The sequence below is a fragment of the Polynucleobacter paneuropaeus genome (genome assembly GCF_003261235.1).
Lineage (GTDB): Bacteria > Pseudomonadota > Gammaproteobacteria > Burkholderiales > Burkholderiaceae > Polynucleobacter > Polynucleobacter paneuropaeus.
In genome coordinates this window covers 64,492-80,676 of sequence record NZ_CP030085.1, presented here as the reverse complement: position 1 = coordinate 80,676, position 16,185 = coordinate 64,492, and the positions used below count along the sequence as shown (strand labels likewise).

The following is a 16,185-nucleotide window of genomic DNA, read 5'->3' as shown; positions in this document are numbered from 1 at the left end:
TCAAAAATAGGGCATGCCTACACGCCATATTTCCCCCCAATCCTTTGATGATATTTTGAGTGACCTTGGAGATGATCCAGCCATCCCCGATCCCCAAGGAATTCGCAAAACCAATGCGCCCCAAACGGATCCCCAAGCTAATCGCTCTTCAAAATTTGTTCTGCCCAACAAGCCCCTTTTTAGGAATAATTTCCTAGCCTCTTCCAATGTGGTTTTAGTTTTATTGGGCACCCTTTTGCTCTGTCTCGTAGTGGCATTTCTCACCCATTTATGGCTCAGCCAATCTCAGGCACCAGAAGAAAATCTTACCCTTTTGAAGCTTGAAAAAGATCTTCAAAATATGGCAATTGAAATAGAAACGCTCAAGGATGATCAAGCCGATGAGATTGATGAGCTTTATTCAGTATTAGATGAATTAGAAGTGAGTATTCACTCATTAAAGAAATTGAAGGGCTCTGTGGGCCCTGCACCAAAAGGTAAAGCAGCCTTGGACGAGCTAACGCTCCAGTCTTGGCACTTCCTAGGTAGCGCAGAAATTGGTGGTATTCACCAAGCCCTTTTCCATACCGGAAAAGCCAATCTTTTTATCAACAAGGGTGATCTCGTGTGGGGGTCTTGGCGCCTGCAAGAGATTAAAAAGGAGGAGGTCTTATTGATGAACTCTGAGGGCAAATTGTTTGCCCTGAAAGCCAAAACCAGTCGATGAAAAAGACGCTTATTACGGGGCTAATTTGCCTAAGTTTTCTATCGCTTTGGAATAACCCTGTCCGGGGGGATAACCATCGGGAGGGTTTTTCTCAAACTTTGATTAGCTTGGATTTTCCTAAGATCGAGCTGAGGGATTTATTGCAGACCTTGGCAAAAATTGGGAACACCAATTTTTTACTGAGTGAATCAATTCAAGGGCAGATTTCAATTGACCTGAAAAACACCCCTTGGCACACTGCCCTGCATTCGATACTTGCCAGCAGGGGTTTACGCCTTCTGAGATACGGTGATATTTACTGGATTGGGCCTCATTCTGAAATCCAGGCATTTCAGAAGCATCGTCGAGAGGATGCTGCCCTCCCTTTTGGGGGCGATCATATCAATAGTCCAAGGCAGATATTGATCGAGGCCCGCATCGTCGAGGCGGACCAGAGGTTTGCGCGAGAGCTCGGCATGAAATTGGCTTATCAAGCAAAAAATACCGCTTCGCAAGTCACAAAAAACTTTTCCGGAAATAGCGATTTATCAGGTGCAGGTTTAAATGGCTTTAATCCTGCCTCGCTGGCTGCAACCCTGATTTCTCGGGATGCTAGCCGCTTACTGCAACTTGAACTATCGGCATTGGAATCAGACGGACAGGGGAAAATTCTCTCCAATCCTCGCATCATGACTGGCGATCAAGTAAAAGCAACGATTGAGCAAGGTACTGAATTGCCCTATCAAGTGAGTAGTCAAAGTGGGAGCAAACTGCAATTTCGGAAGGCGAACCTACGCCTAGAGGTCATGCCCAAGATTCACCCAGATGGAAAGATTTCCATGCTGGTAGGAATCAATAAAGACACTGTGGGTATGAAAACAGAACAGGGTTACGCGATTGACACCAAAAACCTCAGTTCTGAGGTTACTGTTGAAAATGGCGGTACAGCCATTATTGGCGGGATCTTTCAAACCACCGAGCGCGAGGATGAGGTCAAGATTCCTTTATTGGGTGACATCCCCTTGCTTGGCCATTTATTTCGTCATAAGTCAAAGCTTCAGGATAAAACTGAGCTCCTAGTCTTTTTAACTCCTACCGTCTTAGATAAACCCTAATAAAATCGGAGGGTGAACTCCTCAAGTAACAACATCTTTCTAATTGGTCTTATGGGTGCTGGCAAGTCAACCGTTGGCAAACTGCTGGCTAAAAAATTGGGACGCCAATTTATCGATGTTGATCATGTTATTGAAGAGCGTTGTGGCGTCAAGATACCCCTCATTTTTGAAATGGAGGGTGAAGCTGGTTTTCGTAAACGTGAAGCACAAGCCCTAGATCATGCAAGCTCAGGCAACGATATTGTTTTAGCTACCGGTGGTGGTGCAGTTCTGTTACCTGATAATCGCCAACTATTAAGTGAACGGGGCACGGTTGTCTACTTACATGCCAATCCTGTTGAGCTCTGGCATCGCACCAAAGGGAGTGATAACCGCCCCCTGCTAAAAAACGGGGATGCTCGACAGATTCTTGAAGAGCTCTATGCCCTGCGGGATCCGCTCTATCGTGAAATCGCCAATCATATTATTGAAACTGGTAAACCCAGTGTGAATCAATTGGTTCATACTTTAATGATGCAACTTGAACTCTCCCAATGAAAACACTGAAAGTTGATCTCGGTCAAAGAAGCTATCCAATCTTTATTGGCTCCGATTTAATTGATCGGCCAGAACTATTTGAGGCTTGCTCTAAAGCTAGCTCTATTTATATTGTCGCCAATACCACTGTGGCACCACTCTATGCAGAGCGCCTGAGTAAAACGCTCGCGAGTTTTGGAAAGTCCGTCAGAACAATTGCGCTTCCAGATGGTGAATCATTTAAAGATTGGAAAAATCTACAAACCATCTTTGATGAACTGCTCAAGCATGGTGCTGATCGACAGACTGTACTCATCGCACTCGGTGGTGGTGTCATCGGTGACATGACTGGTTTTGCAGCAGCGAGTTTTATGCGTGGCATCCGCTTTATTCAAGTACCGACCACACTGCTTTCTCAAGTAGATTCTTCGGTTGGCGGTAAGACTGGTATCAATCATCCACTGGGCAAAAATATGATTGGGGCATTTCATCAGCCGATTGCAGTGATTGCAGACTTGAGCACTCTAAAAACGTTACCGCCTCGAGAACTTTCAGCCGGTCTTGCTGAAGTGATCAAACATGGTGCCATTGCCGATGCTACTTTCTTAAATTGGATTGAAGCAAATACAAGCGCTCTACTAGCCTGTGATATTGAAGCAATGTCACACGCAGTCTTGCGATCCTGTGAAATTAAGTCAGCCGTAGTTTCTGCAGATGAAAGGGAAGGCGGGGTTCGGGCGACGCTCAATTTTGGTCATACCTTTGGTCATGCGATTGAAGCTGGTATGGGCTATGGAGAATGGCTGCATGGTGAAGCCGTTGGCTGCGGTATGGTGATGGGCGCTAAGCTATCCTGCCTTTTGAAAAAAATTACCCAAGCCGATGCGGATCGCTTAACCCGCATCATTCACTCAATGCATCTTCCAACTACAGCCCCAAAGTTTGGTGCTGAGCGTTATATCGAGTTAATGCAGGTGGATAAAAAAGCCGAGGGCGGACAAATTCGTTATGTGCTTTTAGAGCAAATTGGTAAAGCGTACATTGCCACCGCGCCCCATGAGGCAGTTGTCGAAACTTTACTAGCTACAGGTGCAGCTTAATTTTGACGGGCTTGCCTGCCTGAGCACTAGCAAACTCGGATAGATCACTCATGAGCTCTCGACCCGTTTTGGTATCAAGCCACAATGGCTGGGTTTGAGTTCCTGACCACCGGTAGTGATAACCACCTGACTTTGCTGCAACCCAGATCTCATGTAATGGGGGTTGAGTATTCACCACAATGACGCTGCGATCTCGAAAGCGGATATTGATGACATTACCCCCTTGACGCTCAATATCTAAATCCAGATCTAACGCCTCATCAGCAGCCTCCAAAGCAAGTTCAATCGATTGCAAAACTTGCCCTCCCAGCTGATGGAACTGTTTGTCATCAATCTTTTCTACATTAGCCTGATTTGGCGTCATCGCGGAGTCCTGCATGCTATATTCAATCATTCGTTTTAGAGATATTCATGATAGCGATTCTTATCAGAACCTTGCTGATTACCCTCCTAATGTCCCTAGTGGGATGCGGGGTTAGGGGACCACTTTATTTGCCAAATGTGCCGCCTGCTCCAATACCTCCAAGTGAACCTGAGCCTCAAGGAGTGCTTTACCCTCCCCCAGCGCCTAGCTATCCCATTCCACCTCCCGCGCCTCAATGACTAAAGTCATCCCTCTACCCCACCTCAGCGGATTTACAGAGCGTAATGGCGTTTGGTATGCCGAAGAAATTCCATTAACCAATCTCGCAAAAGAGTTTGGCACTCCGCTTTACGTATACAGCAAGAAAGCGCTGACAGAGGCGTATGAGGCGTATGATCGCGCCTGCATTGATGCTAAAGGCAATCGACGTGCACGGGTTCATTACGCCATGAAAGCTAATAGTAATTTAGCGGTGATTGATTGCTTTAAAAATCTTGGGGCTGGTTTTGATCTAGTAAGTGGCGGTGAATTAGCTCGTGCCCTAGCCATTGGTGCAGAACCTTCAAGCTCAGTATTTGCTGGCGTTGGTAAGTCTGCAGCAGAAATTACTCAAGCCCTGAAAGCGGGAGTGAAGTGCATTAATGTGGAATCAATTGCAGAGCTCCATAAAATTAATCGTGTTGCAAAAGGGCTGAACTGCCGCGCGCCGATTTCTTTGCGTGTCAATCCAGATGTCGATGCACAAACCCATCCTTATATCTCTACTGGATTAAAAGGGAATAAGTTTGGAATTGCTTATTACGAAGTTTTAAAGACCTATCGTGAGGCAGTTCAACTTTCTCAAATTGATATAGTCGGCATTGATTGTCATATTGGGTCTCAAATTACAACAACTGAGCCATATCTTGATGCGCTCGATAAAGTATTAGATCTAGTCGAGCAACTCAAAAAAGAAGGCATCATCATTCATCATTTAGATTTGGGTGGTGGCCTCGGAATTGCTTATGGAGCCGAAACTCCACCAGATATTACGGAGTTCACGAATGCCCTTCTCGATCGCATTGCCGAGCGAGGTTTTTCTCACTTAGATGTGATTCTGGAGCCAGGCCGATCCCTAGTTGGTAACGCTGGGGTTCTATTAACTCAAGTGGAATACCTCAAGCCTGGGACAGAAAAAAACTTCTGCATTGTGGATGCAGCAATGACCGAGTTATTGCGCCCCGCTTTATATGAAGCGCATCATGGCATTGTGCCAATTGAGAAAAAGTCCGCTAAGAGTGTTATCTACGATGTCGTTGGGCCCGTTTGTGAATCTGGCGACTGGCTTGGAAGAGATCGTGCGCTTGCTGTTGAGGAAGGCGATGTATTAGCCATTCTTTCTGCGGGCGCATATGGTTTTGTCATGGCCTCAAACTACAACACACGTCCAATGCCAGCCGAAATCTTAGTGGATGGAAAAAATGCTCACGTTGTGCGAGAACGTCAAAAGCTGGTAGATCTTTTTGCGCATGAGAAAGTACCCACTAAATAGTCTAGACCGATCTAGTCAATAAAAAACCCCGCTACATCTGCGGGGTTTTATTTTTTTGGTTGCTGCAATTAATGCAAGCCAGCCATGTAATCAGCAACTGCTTTCATTTCTTTTTCAGAGAGCTTGCCAGCAATCGTGTTCATCATCGGACCATTTAAACGAACTCCGTCATGGAAGGCGGCTAACTGAGTGCTAGTATAGTCGGCCCACTGACCCGATAGCAGTGGATACTGAGTTGGAATTCCTGCACCATTTGGACTATGGCAAGCCGCACAAGCTGGCACACCTTTAGATGCAATACCACCACGATAAATACTCTGACCCAACTCAATCGTGTCTTTATTTTGAGCAACGCCTTGAGAGGGTGTCTGCTTAGCGAGGTAAGCGCCAATATTGGCCATATCCTGATCAGTTAAAGGCATTGCCATACCCATCATGATCGCGTTAGCACGAGTGCCCTCTTTAAAATTATGTAGCTGCTTAGCGATATAAGCTGCATGTTGACCGGCTAATTTAGGCCATGTCCCAACAGCACTTTGACCTTTAGGGCCATGGCAAGTAATGCAGGCTACAACCCCGCGCGTGGCATCGCCGCCGTTATAGAGGGCCTCACCAGCGGCGGGATCGATCGCTGGCTTGCTGGGCGCAGCTTGGACAGCCGGCGCAGGTTCTTCAGCTTTAGCACCAATCGAAAGGCCGAAGCCTAGAATGAGGGAAATAGCTAAAAACCCAGTTAATTTGGAGATTTGAGAGCTTTGACGCATTATGTTTACCTTGGCAAAAATTCCTAAAAGTGTTTGGGCCCTACATTTACAACTTTTTACCCGACACCATGAGATATTTCATGATTTTGCGTGATTTTACAATAGCTTCTAGACATGTCTAAACTCTTTCAAGCCCGATTTTCGACCACGGTCAATGACACCCATTGCCTGCCTGCCGCCCCTCTTCGTGAGGTGGCCTTTGCTGGTCGCTCCAATGCGGGTAAATCTAGCGCAATTAATGTCCTTTGTAACCAAAAAAGACTCGCTTTTGCGAGTAAAACCCCCGGGCGAACCCAGCACATCAATTATTTCGGTCTTTTTGCAAAAGATGACCTTTTAGCCTATTTAGTGGACTTACCAGGGTATGGCTTTGCCGCGGTAAACCATGAGACCAAATACCACTGGAATGCGCTTCTGAGCGACTATCTTCAGGAACGGGAGCAATTAGTAGGCATGGTTTTGATTGTGGATGCCCGCCGGGGAATTACTGACCTCGACGAGCAAATGATTCGATGGTTCGTGCCCACTGGAAAGCCCATTCATATTTTGCTCAGCAAGTGCGATAAGCTCAACAACAGCGAATGTAAACATGCATTAGAGGCTGTCAAAAAACAGTTGCAACAGTATGATCCAAATCTTCCAGATGGCACTGGTGAATCCAAACAACTTACGGCACAATTATTCTCTAGCACTAAACGCATTGGGCTTGAAGAAGCCGATAATCTGATTATTAAATGGTTATTTGAAGCAAACACTCATGAAAATGAAACAATCAGCTAATCCCTTATTACAGTTTCCAGCGCATCGTCCACGCCGCATGCGACGCAATGATTGGTCTCGTCGCATGATGCAAGAAAATAGTCTCAGTGCGAATAATTTGATCTATCCAGTCTTTTTACTTGATGGGAAAAATCAGTCTGAAGCAGTTGTATCCATGCCAGGTGTAAATCGTCTTTCGCTCGATTTGTTATTACCAGTTGCGCAAGAGTGTGTTGATCTCGGTATTCCAGTATTGGCGCTCTTTCCGGTAATTGATCCGGCCCTTAAAACGCCTGATGGCAAAGAGTCAACAAATCCTAACGGCTTAGTTCCCAAAGCAGTAAGAGAACTCAAAAAACAGTTTCCTAATCTGGGCATCATGACTGATGTCGCCCTCGATCCCTATACCAGCCATGGTCAAGATGGTGTGCTAGATTCTGCTGGTTATATTCTCAATGATGAGACTACTGCAATTTTAGTTCAGCAAGCACTAACTCAAGCAGAGGCTGGGGTCGATATTGTTGCGCCATCTGACATGATGGATGGACGCATCGGCAAAATTCGTGAGGCACTTGAACAAAAAGATTTAATTCACACCATGATCATGGCCTACTCAGCAAAATATGCATCTGCTTTTTATGGTCCATTTCGTGATGCGGTTGGCTCAGCAAAAAATTTAGGCAAGGCTGATAAAAAAACCTACCAGATGGATGCAAGCAATAGCGATGAGGCTTTGAGAGAAATTGCTCTCGATATCAGTGAAGGTGCCGACATGGTGATGGTCAAACCCGGCATGCCCTACTTAGACATTGTGCGTCGAGTGAAAGATGTTTTTGAATACCCTACTTACGCATATCAAGTCAGTGGTGAATACGCCATGCTCAAAGCAGCCGCCCAAAATGGTTGGCTTGATCATGATGCCGTCATGATTGAGTCGCTCTTGGCATTTAGACGTGCTGGTGCAGATGGTGTTCTGACCTACTTTGCTCTAGAGGCTGCGCGTTATCTAAAAGCCAAGGCTTAATTAGTTTTTCTCTGTAATCTCTGCAAGCGCCTTGGTAAAGGGCTCTGGGGACATATAGCCAACAATTCTTTTTTGCTTGAGTTCACTCGTATCTGAATTAAAAAACAAGATGGCAGGCGGTCCAAAGAGACCAAAACGTTTGAGTAGCTCTTTATTTGCAGGAGTATTGCTGGTCACATCTGCCTGTAGCAAAACAAAATTCTGCATTTCTTTGCTGACTTCAGAATTACTAAAAGTATTAAGCTCCATCTCTTTACAGCTGATACACCAATCTGCATAAAAGTCTAAAAGTACGGGCCGCTTAGCCTCTTTTGCTAAAGCCAACTGTTGATCCAGCTCAGAGATCGAACTCACCAATCTGAAATGAAGCTCTCCGAGTTGGCGAGTCACTTGTCCATCTTGCTTTGAGCTGGCTCCCTGAAATAAAGGGATTGCAACCCAAATTGCGGTGAATACTAGCAATACACCTAAAGCACGTTGTAGCCACACCATCCATACTCCAGTAGATGGAATCAAGATACGCGCTTCTATGGCAATGAAAAATAAGGGCAAGCCCATACCAAGCGCCATCACAAATAAAAGCCCAGCCCCTAGAGTCATCGATCCTGTTTGTGCAATAAAACCAAGTACTCCAGCTAAAGGCGCAGTAATACAGGGGCTTGCGACCAAAGTAGAAATTCCGCCCAAGGCAAATGAACCAACAATACTACCGCCCTTCTGTTTACCAGCAATTCGATCGATTAGCTGATGCCAAGAATGCGGTAGTCGCAGTTCGTAAAAACCAAACAGGCTTCCTGATAAACCCAACAACAGGAGTGCAAACATAATCAGTGCTAAAGGGCTCTGTAGCGCTCTTTGGGCGCTACCACCCAGGGCCGCCATGGCAACGCCTGCTAGCGAGTAGAGCAAAGCCATACCTAATATATAAGCAAACGCCAGGACACTCGCGCGCGATTTAGAAACTACTTTTCCTTCTTGTCGCCCAAAAATGACACTCGACATAATGGGTAGCATGGGCAATACACAGGGCGTAAATGCCAGAGTTAAACCCAGCAGAAGGAAAGCCAAGAAGAGATAGCCAACTGAAGTCTGCTCTAAAAAGTCACTAATAGCATGAACATCTTCTCTGTCATTCCATAGATCAATCAAGCTGGTGGCTTTTTTTGCCTCTACCGAACGTACGCCGTCCTCTAAAAGAGGCCCTACTTTGACGCCAGGAGCGGTCAACAAGAAATGCATCGTCATCGGCGGATAACAAATACCCGCCTCCGCACAACCCTGTAGCTCAATCTCAAGATAGATGGGCTGGTTTGCAGCGCTAGCCAGAGGAATAAAGACCTCAAAGGGCTGCTTATAAATCTGTAAATTTTTCTGAAAAGTAGGATCAAACTTTTCAATACCGACTGGTAGATTGGGTTTGAATGCAGAAAGTTTTTTCTGCTCTCTACCCAGCTGAAAATGTAAGGCCTCTTTGTAAATGTAATACCCTTTGACAGGAGCAAACTGAATCACAATTTGACTGCCATCGGCTGACCATGAAGTCTCGGCTAAAAAAGCTTTTTCAGGAGGCAAAAAATCAGGGGCTGCTTTAGCTTGGTTAAAAAACAAGCTAAAGACAAAAATGCTACACAGCAAGGATTTCAAATATTTACTCATTTTCTATTAAGTCCGGCCTCAACCCATTGTCCATATTGCCGCTCATACTCTACTGGAGTAAATGCCATTATTTCAGGTAACTCATAGGGATGGTTATTTTGGATAAAGGCCCGAATTTCTTCCCAATGCGCTGCGGTCGTTTTGGCCGATAACAATACTTCACTCTCTTCGCAAATTTTGCCATCCCAGCGATAGATTGAATGAACCCCCTGCTGGATCTGAACACAGGCAGCTAGGCGATTCTCGACTAACTTACGAGCGATGATTTGCGCTTGCTCAAGTGTTGGTAAGCTTGTTGTCACGACGAGCAGGGAAATATTTGGAGTCATAGCCTTGGTGCTGATAACAAAATGAAAAAAGCCAGACCGAAGCCTGGCTTTTCACTATACCTTATGGACTTATGCCTCTTGGGCTACAACAGTTTCTTCAACTACTGGACGATCAACCAACTCAACCAGAGCCATTGGCGCATTATCGCCAACGCGGAAGCCAAACTTCAGAATACGGAGGTAGCCGCCTGGACGAGTTGCATAACGCGGGCCAAGTTCAGTAAAGAGCTTAGCAACGATATCGCGATCGCGGGTACGATTAAATGCCAAACGACGGTTTGCCAAGTTATCTTTTTTACCCAACGTAATTAAAGGCTCAACAACCATGCGCAATTCCTTTGCTTTTGGCAAAGTCGTTTTAATAACTTCATGCTCCAAAAGTGAATTAGACATATTACGAAGCATCGCTAAGCGGTGCGACGATGTTCTATTGAGTTTGCGTAAGCCGTTTCCGTGACGCATGATACTTCCTTTCTAATTATTTCTCGAGACTGGCTGGTGGCCAGGTTTCGATCTTCATGCCCAGACTTAAACCACGAGCCGCTAAAACATCCTTGATTTCATTCAAAGATTTACGACCTAAGTTTGGAGTCTTCAACAATTCATTTTCGGTACGCTGAATCAAGTCGCCAATATAGTAAATATTTTCGGCCTTCAAGCAGTTTGCAGAGCGAACCGTGAGTTCGAGATCATCTACTGGACGCATCAACATTGGATCAACCATAGATGAGCGGCTTGGTGCAAGATCGCCAGATACTTCACTGCTTTCGAGGGCAGCGAATACAACTAACTGATCAACCAAGATGCTTGCAGCTTGACGAATTGCTTCTTCAGGAGACAAAACACCATTAGTTTCGATAGTCATTACCAAGCGGTCTAAGTCAGTACGTTGCTCAACACGAGCAGACTCAACTGCATAGCTCACACGGCTTACTGGGCTAAAAGAAGCATCTAAAACGATACGACCAATGATCTTGGTAGCTTCGTCATGGTATTGACGCATATTGCCAGGAACATAACCACGGCCTTTTTCAACCTTGATCTGCATATCTAACTTACCACCAGCGGATAAGTGAGCAATTACGTGATCAGGATTAATGATTTCAACATCGTGTGGCAAATCAATATCTTTTGCAGTAACAACTCCTGGGCCTTCTTTACGCAAGTTAATAGTAACTTCATCACGGGACTGTAATTTGAATACGATGCCCTTGAGATTCAACAAGAGATTAACTACATCTTCCTGTACGCCATCTAAAGTGGAGTACTCATGAACTACACCAGCAATAGCAACTTCAGTTGGCGCATAACCAACCATAGAAGATAACAACACACGACGTAATGCATTACCTAGAGTATGGCCATAACCACGCTCGAACGGCTCCATAACAACTTTTGCCTGGTTGGCAGAAAGCGCTTCAACAGAAATAATTTTTGGTTTGAGCAAATTTGTTTGCATATTTTTTCCTTGAGAGTGCCTAATTAACGTGAATACAATTCGACGATCAAACTTTCATTAATATCACCGCTAATTTCTTCGCGGTCTGGCACTTGCTTAAACGTCCCTTCCAGCTTTGCCGCATCAACTGATACCCAGCCGATTGCAGTGGTTTGCTGAACCAAATTTAATGACTCGCTAATACGAGCTTGTTTTTTTGCTTTTTCACGAATCGCGACCACATCACCAGGTTTAACCTGAATAGATGGGATATTTACTGGGCTGCCATTGAGCAATACTGCGCAATGAGAAACCAATTGACGCGCTTCCGCACGTGTTGAGCCAAAGCCCATGCGATAAACAACGTTATCAAGACGAGACTCTAATAACTGAAGCAATGTTGCACCAGTATTACCCTTACGACGCTCAGCTTCAGCGAAGTAACGACGGAACTGACGCTCTAAAACTCCGTAAATACGCTTAACCTTTTGCTTTTCACGCAATTGGTTGCCGTAGTCTGATGTTCTGGAACCAGAGGTGCGACCATGTTGACCAGGCTTGCTGTCTAGCTTGCACTTGTCTGACAAAGCGCGACGTGCGCTCTTTAAAAATAAGTCGGTACCTTCCCGACGTGCTAATTTGGCCTTAGGCCCTAAATAACGTGCCACGATGCTTTCCTTTCTTTGCCGCAGTCTTACGACCGGCGGTGAGTTCACCCTTTAATTCAGATGAACGGTGGGCTTGATTAAAAAATAAGTAAAACTGAACTACCTAAAACAAATTAAATACGGCGACGCTTTGGAGGGCGGCAACCATTGTGTGGAACTGGAGTAACGTCCTGAATCTCAGTAATCTTGATACCCAAAGAATTCAAAGCACGAACAGCAGATTCGCGACCTGGGCCTGGACCCTTGATCTGTACTTCAAGATTCTTGATACCACACTCAACTGCAGCTTTACCAGCTACTTCAGCTGCAACCTGAGCAGCAAATGGAGTGGATTTACGGGAACCTTTAAAACCCTGACCGCCTGAGGTTGCCCATGAAAGCGCATTGCCCTGACGATCAGTGATCGTAATAATGGTGTTATTAAAAGAAGCGTGAACGTGTGCGATACCATCCGCAACGTTCTTTTTAACCTTCTTGCGTACACGCTGCGAAGCAGCAGATGCGGTTTGTTGTTTAGCCATGTCGATAAACTTTCTTGATTATTTCTTCAGTGCGATACCAGACTTACGTGGGCCCTTGCGGGTACGCGCATTCGTCTTGGTACGTTGTCCACGAACAGGTAAGCCTTTACGATGGCGAACGCCACGGTAGCAACCCAAGTCCATCAAACGTTTGATGTTCATCGTTACTTCACGACGTAGGTCACCTTCAGTAATGAACTTACCTACCTCATCGCGTAACTTTTCTAAGTCACTGTCGGTGAGATCCTTAATTTTTTTATCGATAGCAACACCAGTGGTTTGGCAAATTTTGTGGGCACGGGTCGTGCCGATGCCAAAAATTGCCGTCAAACCGATGACAGTGTGTTGATGATTTGGGATGTTTACCCCAGCGATACGTGCCATGAGATTTCCTCTTAATTAACCAGATCAGCCTTGACGCTGCTTATGACGTGCATCAGAAGAGCAGATCACACGCACAACACGCTTGCGCTTAATGATCTTGCAATTTCTGCAAATACACTTAACGGATGCTAAAACTTTCATAACTCACCTCTTAAAAATAGGTACTACTTAATCTTTACTTCGCTCGGAAAATAATTCTGGCTCTGGTCAGGTCGTATGGGGTCATCTCCACCGTTACCTTATCTCCCGGCAAAATTCGGATGTAGTGCATCCGCATCTTTCCGGAAATGTGGCCTAGAACTACATGTCCGTTTTCTAGCTTCACGCGAAACATCGCGTTCGGCAAATTCTCTACAATCTCACCCGCCATCTGAATTACATCGTCTTTAGACATTCAGTTAGGCGCCCATCTTAAAGTTAGCTTTTTTCATCAAAGAACCATACTGTTGCTGCATGATGAATGACTGAACTTGAGCCATAAAATCCATTGCAACAACCACAATAATCAACAAAGAAGTACCGCCAAAATAGAATGGCACGTTGTACTTCAACACCAAGAACTCTGGCAACAAGCACACCAGAACCATATAAATTGCGCCGCCCAAGGTCAAACGCACTAGGATCTTATCGATGTAACGACCAGTCTGATCGCCAGGGCGGATGCCAGGAACAAACGCGCCACTCTTCTTCAAATTGTCTGCAGTCTCACGGCTGTTAAACACCAATGCTGTATAGAAGAAGCAGAAGAAAATGATCGCAGCAGCATACAAAATTGTATAAACAGGTTGTCCTGGTGCAAGCGTTGCCGCTAAATCTTTAATGATTCGACTGAAGACATTCTTTGGCTCGCCTGAAGTAAACCAACCAGCAATAGTTGCTGGGAACAAAATAATCGATGAAGCAAAAATAGGAGGAATTACGCCCGCCATATTTAACTTTAATGGGAAGTAAGAAGATTGACCGCCGTAGACCTTATTACCAACTTGGCGCTTGGCATAGTTCACCAAAATACGACGCTGACCACGCTCTACAAATACTACAAAATAGGTAACAGCAGCGACGATCACAACGATCATCAATGCAGAAAGAATATTCATTGATCCAGTGCGGACTAATTCGAGCAAGCTAGCCAATGCATTTGGTAGACCAGAAACAATACCGCCAAAGATAATGATAGAAATACCATTGCCTAAACCACGCTCTGTAATCTGCTCACCTAACCACATCAAGAAAATAGTTCCGGTAGTTAAAGTCACCACCGTATTAAATTCAAACATCATGCCGGGATTAATTACTAACCCTGGCTGAGCCTGAAGTGCAACCGAAATTCCCATTGCTTGAAAAACAGCTAAAAATACAGTGCCATAGCGGGTGTACTGGGTAATCTTCCTTTGCCCAGCTTGGCCTTCTTTTTTCAAGGACTCTAAAGATGGAACAACGATGGTCATTAACTGCATGATGATCGATGCAGAAATGTAAGGCATGATTCCCAAAGCAAAAACGGTAAAGCGGGATAAAGCACCACCTGAGAATAAGTTAAACATTCCCAAGATGCCGTCTTTTTGGCCAGCAAACAATTGACCTAGCTGATCAGGATCAATACCTGGTACAGGAATATGCGCTCCCAAACGATAGACGACCAAAGCCAAAATCAGGAATACCAAGCGACGACGTAAATCGCCAAACTTGCCTCCGGATTGTGCAGTGTCAGTGCTATTGTTAGATGTGATCGCCATATTGAACTAGATACCGATTAAGCCTGTTCTACCAACTTGCCACCAGCTGCTTCTATAGCTGCTTTAGCGCCAGCGGTTGCTGTAATGCCCTTGAGGGTCACAGCAATCTTCAATTCACCAGTCTTAACAACCTTGACTGCATTAATCTGCTCACCAGCAAAACCATGTTGCTTGAGGACCAAGAGGTCAACTTCAGGGAGGTTGATGCTTGCCAGGTCATTCAAAGTGATTTGACCAACGTGACGACGTGTCAAGGATACGAATCCACGCTTTGGCAAACGACGATACATTGGCATTTGACCGCCTTCGAAGCCGACCTTGTGGAAACCGCCTGAACGCGATTTTTGACCTTTATGACCACGACCAGCAGTCTTACCAAGACCAGAACCGATGCCGCGACCTACGCGACGACGATTTTTCTTGGAGCCAGCAGCGGGTTTGAGTGTATTGAGTTCCATATTCTTTGCCTATTAACTTGCTGATCAGTTACCGAGAACTTTGACCAGATAAGAAACTTTATTAATCATTCCGCGAATGGCAGGCGTGTCTTCTAATTCAGAAACTGAATTGATACGTCCGAGGCCTAAACCACGAACGGTTGCACGATGGCTTTCGCGTGTACCGATCAAACTGCGAACTAATTGCAATTTGACTTTAGAGTTTGATGTTGTCATTTGGAGTTCCTAATCTTTGAGTCTTAGCTCAGAATGTCTTCTACTGATTTGCCACGCTTAGCAGCGATTTCAGCAGGAGTGCTCATCTTGCTTAAGCCATCAATCGTTGCACGAACCATGTTGTAAGGGTTGGTTGAGCCAAGTGACTTAGCAACCACATTGGTTACGCCCATTACATCAAAAATCGCGCGCATTGGACCACCAGCAATAACGCCAGTTCCATCTTTGGCGGGAGAAATCAAAACACGTGAAGCACCATGCTGACCAATTACTGAGTGCTGCAAGGTGCCCTTACGCAATGGTACTTTGATCATTTTGCGGCGTGCTTCGTCCATGGCTTTTTGAACTGCCACTGGAACTTCTTTTGATTTGCCTTTACCCATGCCGATGCGGCCGTCGCCATCGCCAACTACAGTGAGTGCAGCGAAGCCGAGAATACGGCCACCCTTAACCACTTTAGTTACACGATTAACAGCGATCATCTTCTCGCGAAGACCATCATCACGCTCTTCGTTTTGCATTTTGGTTTGCATTTTTGCCATATTTTTTCCTAAACCAATCTATTAGAACTTCAGGCCGGCTTCACGCGCAGCTTCAGCTAAGGCCTTAATACGGCCGTGATAACGGTGCCCAGAACGATCAAATGCAACGTCGACAACACCTGCTTTAACAGCACGTTCAGCAATCAATTTACCGATTTGCTGAGCAGCAGCAGCATTGCCACCATTCTTAATTGCCTGGCGCAACTCTTTTTCCATCGTTGAAGCAGCAGCAAGTACTTTAGTTCCACATGGGCTGTATACCTGCGCGGAGATATGCGTATTGCTACGGATAACTGTTAAGCGATTGGCCAATGCTTCAGCAATGCGAATACGAGTCTGCCGAGCACGTCTTTGTCTGGATTCGTCTTTATTCATTTTC

At 45.4% G+C, this 16,185-nt stretch carries 24 protein-coding genes; 8 read left to right on the top strand and 16 right to left on the bottom strand.

Annotated features, from left to right (window positions below; translation table 11 throughout):
- Positions 1 to 13: 13 nt before the first annotated feature.
- From Pas1_RS00495 to aroB, 4 genes are read left to right on the top strand one after another with little or no spacing between them, the layout of a single operon-like run.
- Positions 14 to 706, top strand: coding sequence for a hypothetical protein (locus Pas1_RS00495; RefSeq protein WP_112202655.1), 693 nt, complete (start codon positions 14 to 16; stop codon positions 704 to 706).
- Positions 703 to 1,800 carry a type II and III secretion system protein gene (locus Pas1_RS00490; RefSeq protein WP_112294174.1) on the top strand — a complete coding sequence of 366 codons (1,098 nt, stop codon included), beginning with the start codon at positions 703 to 705 and terminating at the stop codon, positions 1,798 to 1,800. Before Pas1_RS00495 ends, Pas1_RS00490 begins: the two co-directional genes overlap by 4 nt.
- A gap of 12 nt (positions 1,801 to 1,812) precedes the next feature.
- Entirely contained in the window at positions 1,813 to 2,337 is a 525-nt protein-coding gene (locus Pas1_RS00485; RefSeq protein WP_225971623.1) for a shikimate kinase, read from the top strand.
- Positions 2,334 to 3,416: a 3-dehydroquinate synthase gene (aroB, locus tag Pas1_RS00480; RefSeq protein ID WP_112294173.1), complete on the top strand. Its 1,083-nt coding sequence runs from the start codon at positions 2,334 to 2,336 to the stop codon at positions 3,414 to 3,416. Before Pas1_RS00485 ends, aroB begins: the two co-directional genes overlap by 4 nt.
- Here aroB and cyaY read toward each other — a convergent pair.
- On the bottom strand, positions 3,400 to 3,780 hold the full coding sequence (gene cyaY / locus Pas1_RS00475) for an iron donor protein CyaY (RefSeq protein ID WP_112205763.1): 381 nt from the start codon (positions 3,778 to 3,780) through the stop codon (positions 3,400 to 3,402). The two genes, aroB and cyaY, sit on opposite strands and share 17 nt — an antisense overlap.
- A 47-nt stretch (positions 3,781 to 3,827) precedes the next feature.
- On the opposite strand from cyaY, the gene lptM reads away from it, so the two are divergent.
- Together lptM and lysA are read left to right on the top strand one after the other, a co-directional pair.
- Positions 3,828 to 4,019 (top strand): LPS translocon maturation chaperone LptM, encoded by a 192-nt coding sequence (lptM, locus tag Pas1_RS09855; protein ID WP_112294172.1) that lies wholly within the window; start codon positions 3,828 to 3,830, stop codon positions 4,017 to 4,019.
- Positions 4,016 to 5,311: a diaminopimelate decarboxylase gene (gene lysA / locus Pas1_RS00465; RefSeq protein WP_112294171.1), complete on the top strand. Its 1,296-nt coding sequence runs from the start codon at positions 4,016 to 4,018 to the stop codon at positions 5,309 to 5,311. The genes lptM and lysA overlap by 4 nt, the downstream gene beginning before the upstream one ends.
- A 68-nt stretch (positions 5,312 to 5,379) precedes the next feature.
- On the opposite strand, the gene Pas1_RS00460 is transcribed toward lysA, so the two are convergent.
- Positions 5,380 to 6,075, bottom strand: a complete 696-nt coding sequence (locus Pas1_RS00460) for a c-type cytochrome (protein WP_112294170.1) — start codon at positions 6,073 to 6,075, stop codon at positions 5,380 to 5,382.
- A gap of 114 nt (positions 6,076 to 6,189) precedes the next feature.
- Here Pas1_RS00460 and yihA point away from each other — a divergent pair, with 114 nt between their 5' ends.
- Both yihA and hemB read left to right on the top strand, forming a co-directional pair.
- Positions 6,190 to 6,855 carry a ribosome biogenesis GTP-binding protein YihA/YsxC gene (yihA, locus tag Pas1_RS00455; RefSeq protein WP_112202641.1) on the top strand — a complete coding sequence of 222 codons (666 nt, stop codon included), beginning with the start codon at positions 6,190 to 6,192 and terminating at the stop codon, positions 6,853 to 6,855.
- Positions 6,839 to 7,858 (top strand): porphobilinogen synthase, encoded by a 1,020-nt coding sequence (gene hemB / locus Pas1_RS00450; RefSeq protein WP_215274635.1) that lies wholly within the window; start codon positions 6,839 to 6,841, stop codon positions 7,856 to 7,858. Before yihA ends, hemB begins: the two co-directional genes overlap by 17 nt.
- Here the strand turns inward: hemB and dsbD are convergent, their stop codons facing one another.
- The 14 genes from dsbD to rplR form a co-directional block, all read right to left on the bottom strand.
- Complete coding sequence (gene dsbD, locus Pas1_RS00445) at positions 7,859 to 9,514, bottom strand: protein-disulfide reductase DsbD (protein ID WP_112294169.1); 1,656 nt, start codon at positions 9,512 to 9,514, stop codon at positions 7,859 to 7,861.
- Positions 9,511 to 9,843 (bottom strand): divalent-cation tolerance protein CutA, encoded by a 333-nt coding sequence (cutA, locus tag Pas1_RS00440; protein ID WP_112202635.1) that lies wholly within the window; start codon positions 9,841 to 9,843, stop codon positions 9,511 to 9,513. The genes dsbD and cutA overlap by 4 nt, the downstream gene beginning before the upstream one ends.
- Before the next feature lie 69 nt (positions 9,844 to 9,912).
- Positions 9,913 to 10,305 (bottom strand): 50S ribosomal protein L17, encoded by a 393-nt coding sequence (gene rplQ / locus Pas1_RS00435; RefSeq protein WP_112202633.1) that lies wholly within the window; start codon positions 10,303 to 10,305, stop codon positions 9,913 to 9,915.
- 16 nt (positions 10,306 to 10,321) lie between these two features.
- Complete coding sequence (locus tag Pas1_RS00430; RefSeq protein WP_112202631.1) at positions 10,322 to 11,302, bottom strand: DNA-directed RNA polymerase subunit alpha; 981 nt, start codon at positions 11,300 to 11,302, stop codon at positions 10,322 to 10,324.
- Between the two features lie 23 nt (positions 11,303 to 11,325).
- Positions 11,326 to 11,949: a 30S ribosomal protein S4 gene (gene rpsD / locus Pas1_RS00425; protein WP_112202629.1), complete on the bottom strand. Its 624-nt coding sequence runs from the start codon at positions 11,947 to 11,949 to the stop codon at positions 11,326 to 11,328.
- A gap of 113 nt (positions 11,950 to 12,062) precedes the next feature.
- A complete protein-coding gene (gene rpsK, locus Pas1_RS00420) occupies positions 12,063 to 12,470 on the bottom strand; it encodes a 30S ribosomal protein S11 (protein WP_112202627.1) in 408 nt (135 codons plus the stop codon).
- Positions 12,471 to 12,488: 18 nt separating this feature from the next.
- Entirely contained in the window at positions 12,489 to 12,854 is a 366-nt protein-coding gene (gene rpsM, locus Pas1_RS00415) for a 30S ribosomal protein S13 (RefSeq protein ID WP_112202625.1), read from the bottom strand.
- A 24-nt stretch (positions 12,855 to 12,878) separates the two neighbouring features.
- The gene (gene rpmJ / locus Pas1_RS00410) at positions 12,879 to 12,995 is read right to left on the bottom strand and encodes a 50S ribosomal protein L36 (RefSeq protein ID WP_012357167.1); all 117 of its coding nucleotides are present in this window, start codon (positions 12,993 to 12,995) and stop codon (positions 12,879 to 12,881) included.
- A gap of 34 nt (positions 12,996 to 13,029) precedes the next feature.
- Entirely contained in the window at positions 13,030 to 13,248 is a 219-nt protein-coding gene (gene infA, locus Pas1_RS00405; RefSeq protein WP_112202623.1) for a translation initiation factor IF-1, read from the bottom strand.
- A 4-nt stretch (positions 13,249 to 13,252) separates the two neighbouring features.
- On the bottom strand, positions 13,253 to 14,590 hold the full coding sequence (gene secY / locus Pas1_RS00400; RefSeq protein ID WP_112202621.1) for a preprotein translocase subunit SecY: 1,338 nt from the start codon (positions 14,588 to 14,590) through the stop codon (positions 13,253 to 13,255).
- 17 nt (positions 14,591 to 14,607) lie between these two features.
- Positions 14,608 to 15,048, bottom strand: coding sequence for a 50S ribosomal protein L15 (gene rplO, locus Pas1_RS00395; protein WP_112202619.1), 441 nt, complete (start codon positions 15,046 to 15,048; stop codon positions 14,608 to 14,610).
- A gap of 24 nt (positions 15,049 to 15,072) precedes the next feature.
- Entirely contained in the window at positions 15,073 to 15,264 is a 192-nt protein-coding gene (gene rpmD / locus Pas1_RS00390) for a 50S ribosomal protein L30 (protein WP_112202617.1), read from the bottom strand.
- Between the two features lie 23 nt (positions 15,265 to 15,287).
- Entirely contained in the window at positions 15,288 to 15,806 is a 519-nt protein-coding gene (gene rpsE, locus Pas1_RS00385; protein WP_112202615.1) for a 30S ribosomal protein S5, read from the bottom strand.
- A 21-nt stretch (positions 15,807 to 15,827) separates the two neighbouring features.
- On the bottom strand, positions 15,828 to 16,181 hold the full coding sequence (rplR, locus tag Pas1_RS00380) for a 50S ribosomal protein L18 (protein WP_112202613.1): 354 nt from the start codon (positions 16,179 to 16,181) through the stop codon (positions 15,828 to 15,830).
- Between the last annotated feature and the right edge of the window lie 4 nt (positions 16,182 to 16,185).

What these genes read in the sequence shown, in the direction of transcription:
- dsbD (WP_112294169.1), bottom strand. Translation starts at nt 9,514, where the DNA reads ATGAGTAAATATTTGAAATCCTTGCTGTGTAGCATTTTTGTCTTTAGC.
- secY (WP_112202621.1), bottom strand. Translation starts at nt 14,590, where the DNA reads ATGGCGATCACATCTAACAATAGCACTGACACTGCACAATCCGGAGGC.
- rplR (WP_112202613.1), bottom strand. Translation starts at nt 16,181, where the DNA reads ATGAATAAAGACGAATCCAGACAAAGACGTGCTCGGCAGACTCGTATT.
- cutA (WP_112202635.1), bottom strand. Translation starts at nt 9,843, where the DNA reads ATGACTCCAAATATTTCCCTGCTCGTCGTGACAACAAGCTTACCAACA.
- yihA (WP_112202641.1), top strand. Translation starts at nt 6,190, where the DNA reads ATGTCTAAACTCTTTCAAGCCCGATTTTCGACCACGGTCAATGACACC.
- Pas1_RS00490 (WP_112294174.1), top strand. Translation starts at nt 703, where the DNA reads ATGAAAAAGACGCTTATTACGGGGCTAATTTGCCTAAGTTTTCTATCG.
- Pas1_RS00430 (WP_112202631.1), bottom strand. Translation starts at nt 11,302, where the DNA reads ATGCAAACAAATTTGCTCAAACCAAAAATTATTTCTGTTGAAGCGCTT.
- lysA (WP_112294171.1), top strand. Translation starts at nt 4,016, where the DNA reads ATGACTAAAGTCATCCCTCTACCCCACCTCAGCGGATTTACAGAGCGT.
- infA (WP_112202623.1), bottom strand. Translation starts at nt 13,248, where the DNA reads ATGTCTAAAGACGATGTAATTCAGATGGCGGGTGAGATTGTAGAGAAT.
- rpmD (WP_112202617.1), bottom strand. Translation starts at nt 15,264, where the DNA reads ATGACAACATCAAACTCTAAAGTCAAATTGCAATTAGTTCGCAGTTTG.
- lptM (WP_112294172.1), top strand. Translation starts at nt 3,828, where the DNA reads ATGATAGCGATTCTTATCAGAACCTTGCTGATTACCCTCCTAATGTCC.
- rpsE (WP_112202615.1), bottom strand. Translation starts at nt 15,806, where the DNA reads ATGGCAAAAATGCAAACCAAAATGCAAAACGAAGAGCGTGATGATGGT.
- rpmJ (WP_012357167.1), bottom strand. Translation starts at nt 12,995, where the DNA reads ATGAAAGTTTTAGCATCCGTTAAGTGTATTTGCAGAAATTGCAAGATC.
- rpsM (WP_112202625.1), bottom strand. Translation starts at nt 12,854, where the DNA reads ATGGCACGTATCGCTGGGGTAAACATCCCAAATCATCAACACACTGTC.
- rpsK (WP_112202627.1), bottom strand. Translation starts at nt 12,470, where the DNA reads ATGGCTAAACAACAAACCGCATCTGCTGCTTCGCAGCGTGTACGCAAG.
- Pas1_RS00495 (WP_112202655.1), top strand. Translation starts at nt 14, where the DNA reads ATGCCTACACGCCATATTTCCCCCCAATCCTTTGATGATATTTTGAGT.
- Pas1_RS00460 (WP_112294170.1), bottom strand. Translation starts at nt 6,075, where the DNA reads ATGCGTCAAAGCTCTCAAATCTCCAAATTAACTGGGTTTTTAGCTATT.
- cyaY (WP_112205763.1), bottom strand. Translation starts at nt 3,780, where the DNA reads ATGACGCCAAATCAGGCTAATGTAGAAAAGATTGATGACAAACAGTTC.
- hemB (WP_215274635.1), top strand. Translation starts at nt 6,839, where the DNA reads ATGAAACAATCAGCTAATCCCTTATTACAGTTTCCAGCGCATCGTCCA.
- rplO (WP_112202619.1), bottom strand. Translation starts at nt 15,048, where the DNA reads ATGGAACTCAATACACTCAAACCCGCTGCTGGCTCCAAGAAAAATCGT.
- rplQ (WP_112202633.1), bottom strand. Translation starts at nt 10,305, where the DNA reads ATGCGTCACGGAAACGGCTTACGCAAACTCAATAGAACATCGTCGCAC.
- aroB (WP_112294173.1), top strand. Translation starts at nt 2,334, where the DNA reads ATGAAAACACTGAAAGTTGATCTCGGTCAAAGAAGCTATCCAATCTTT.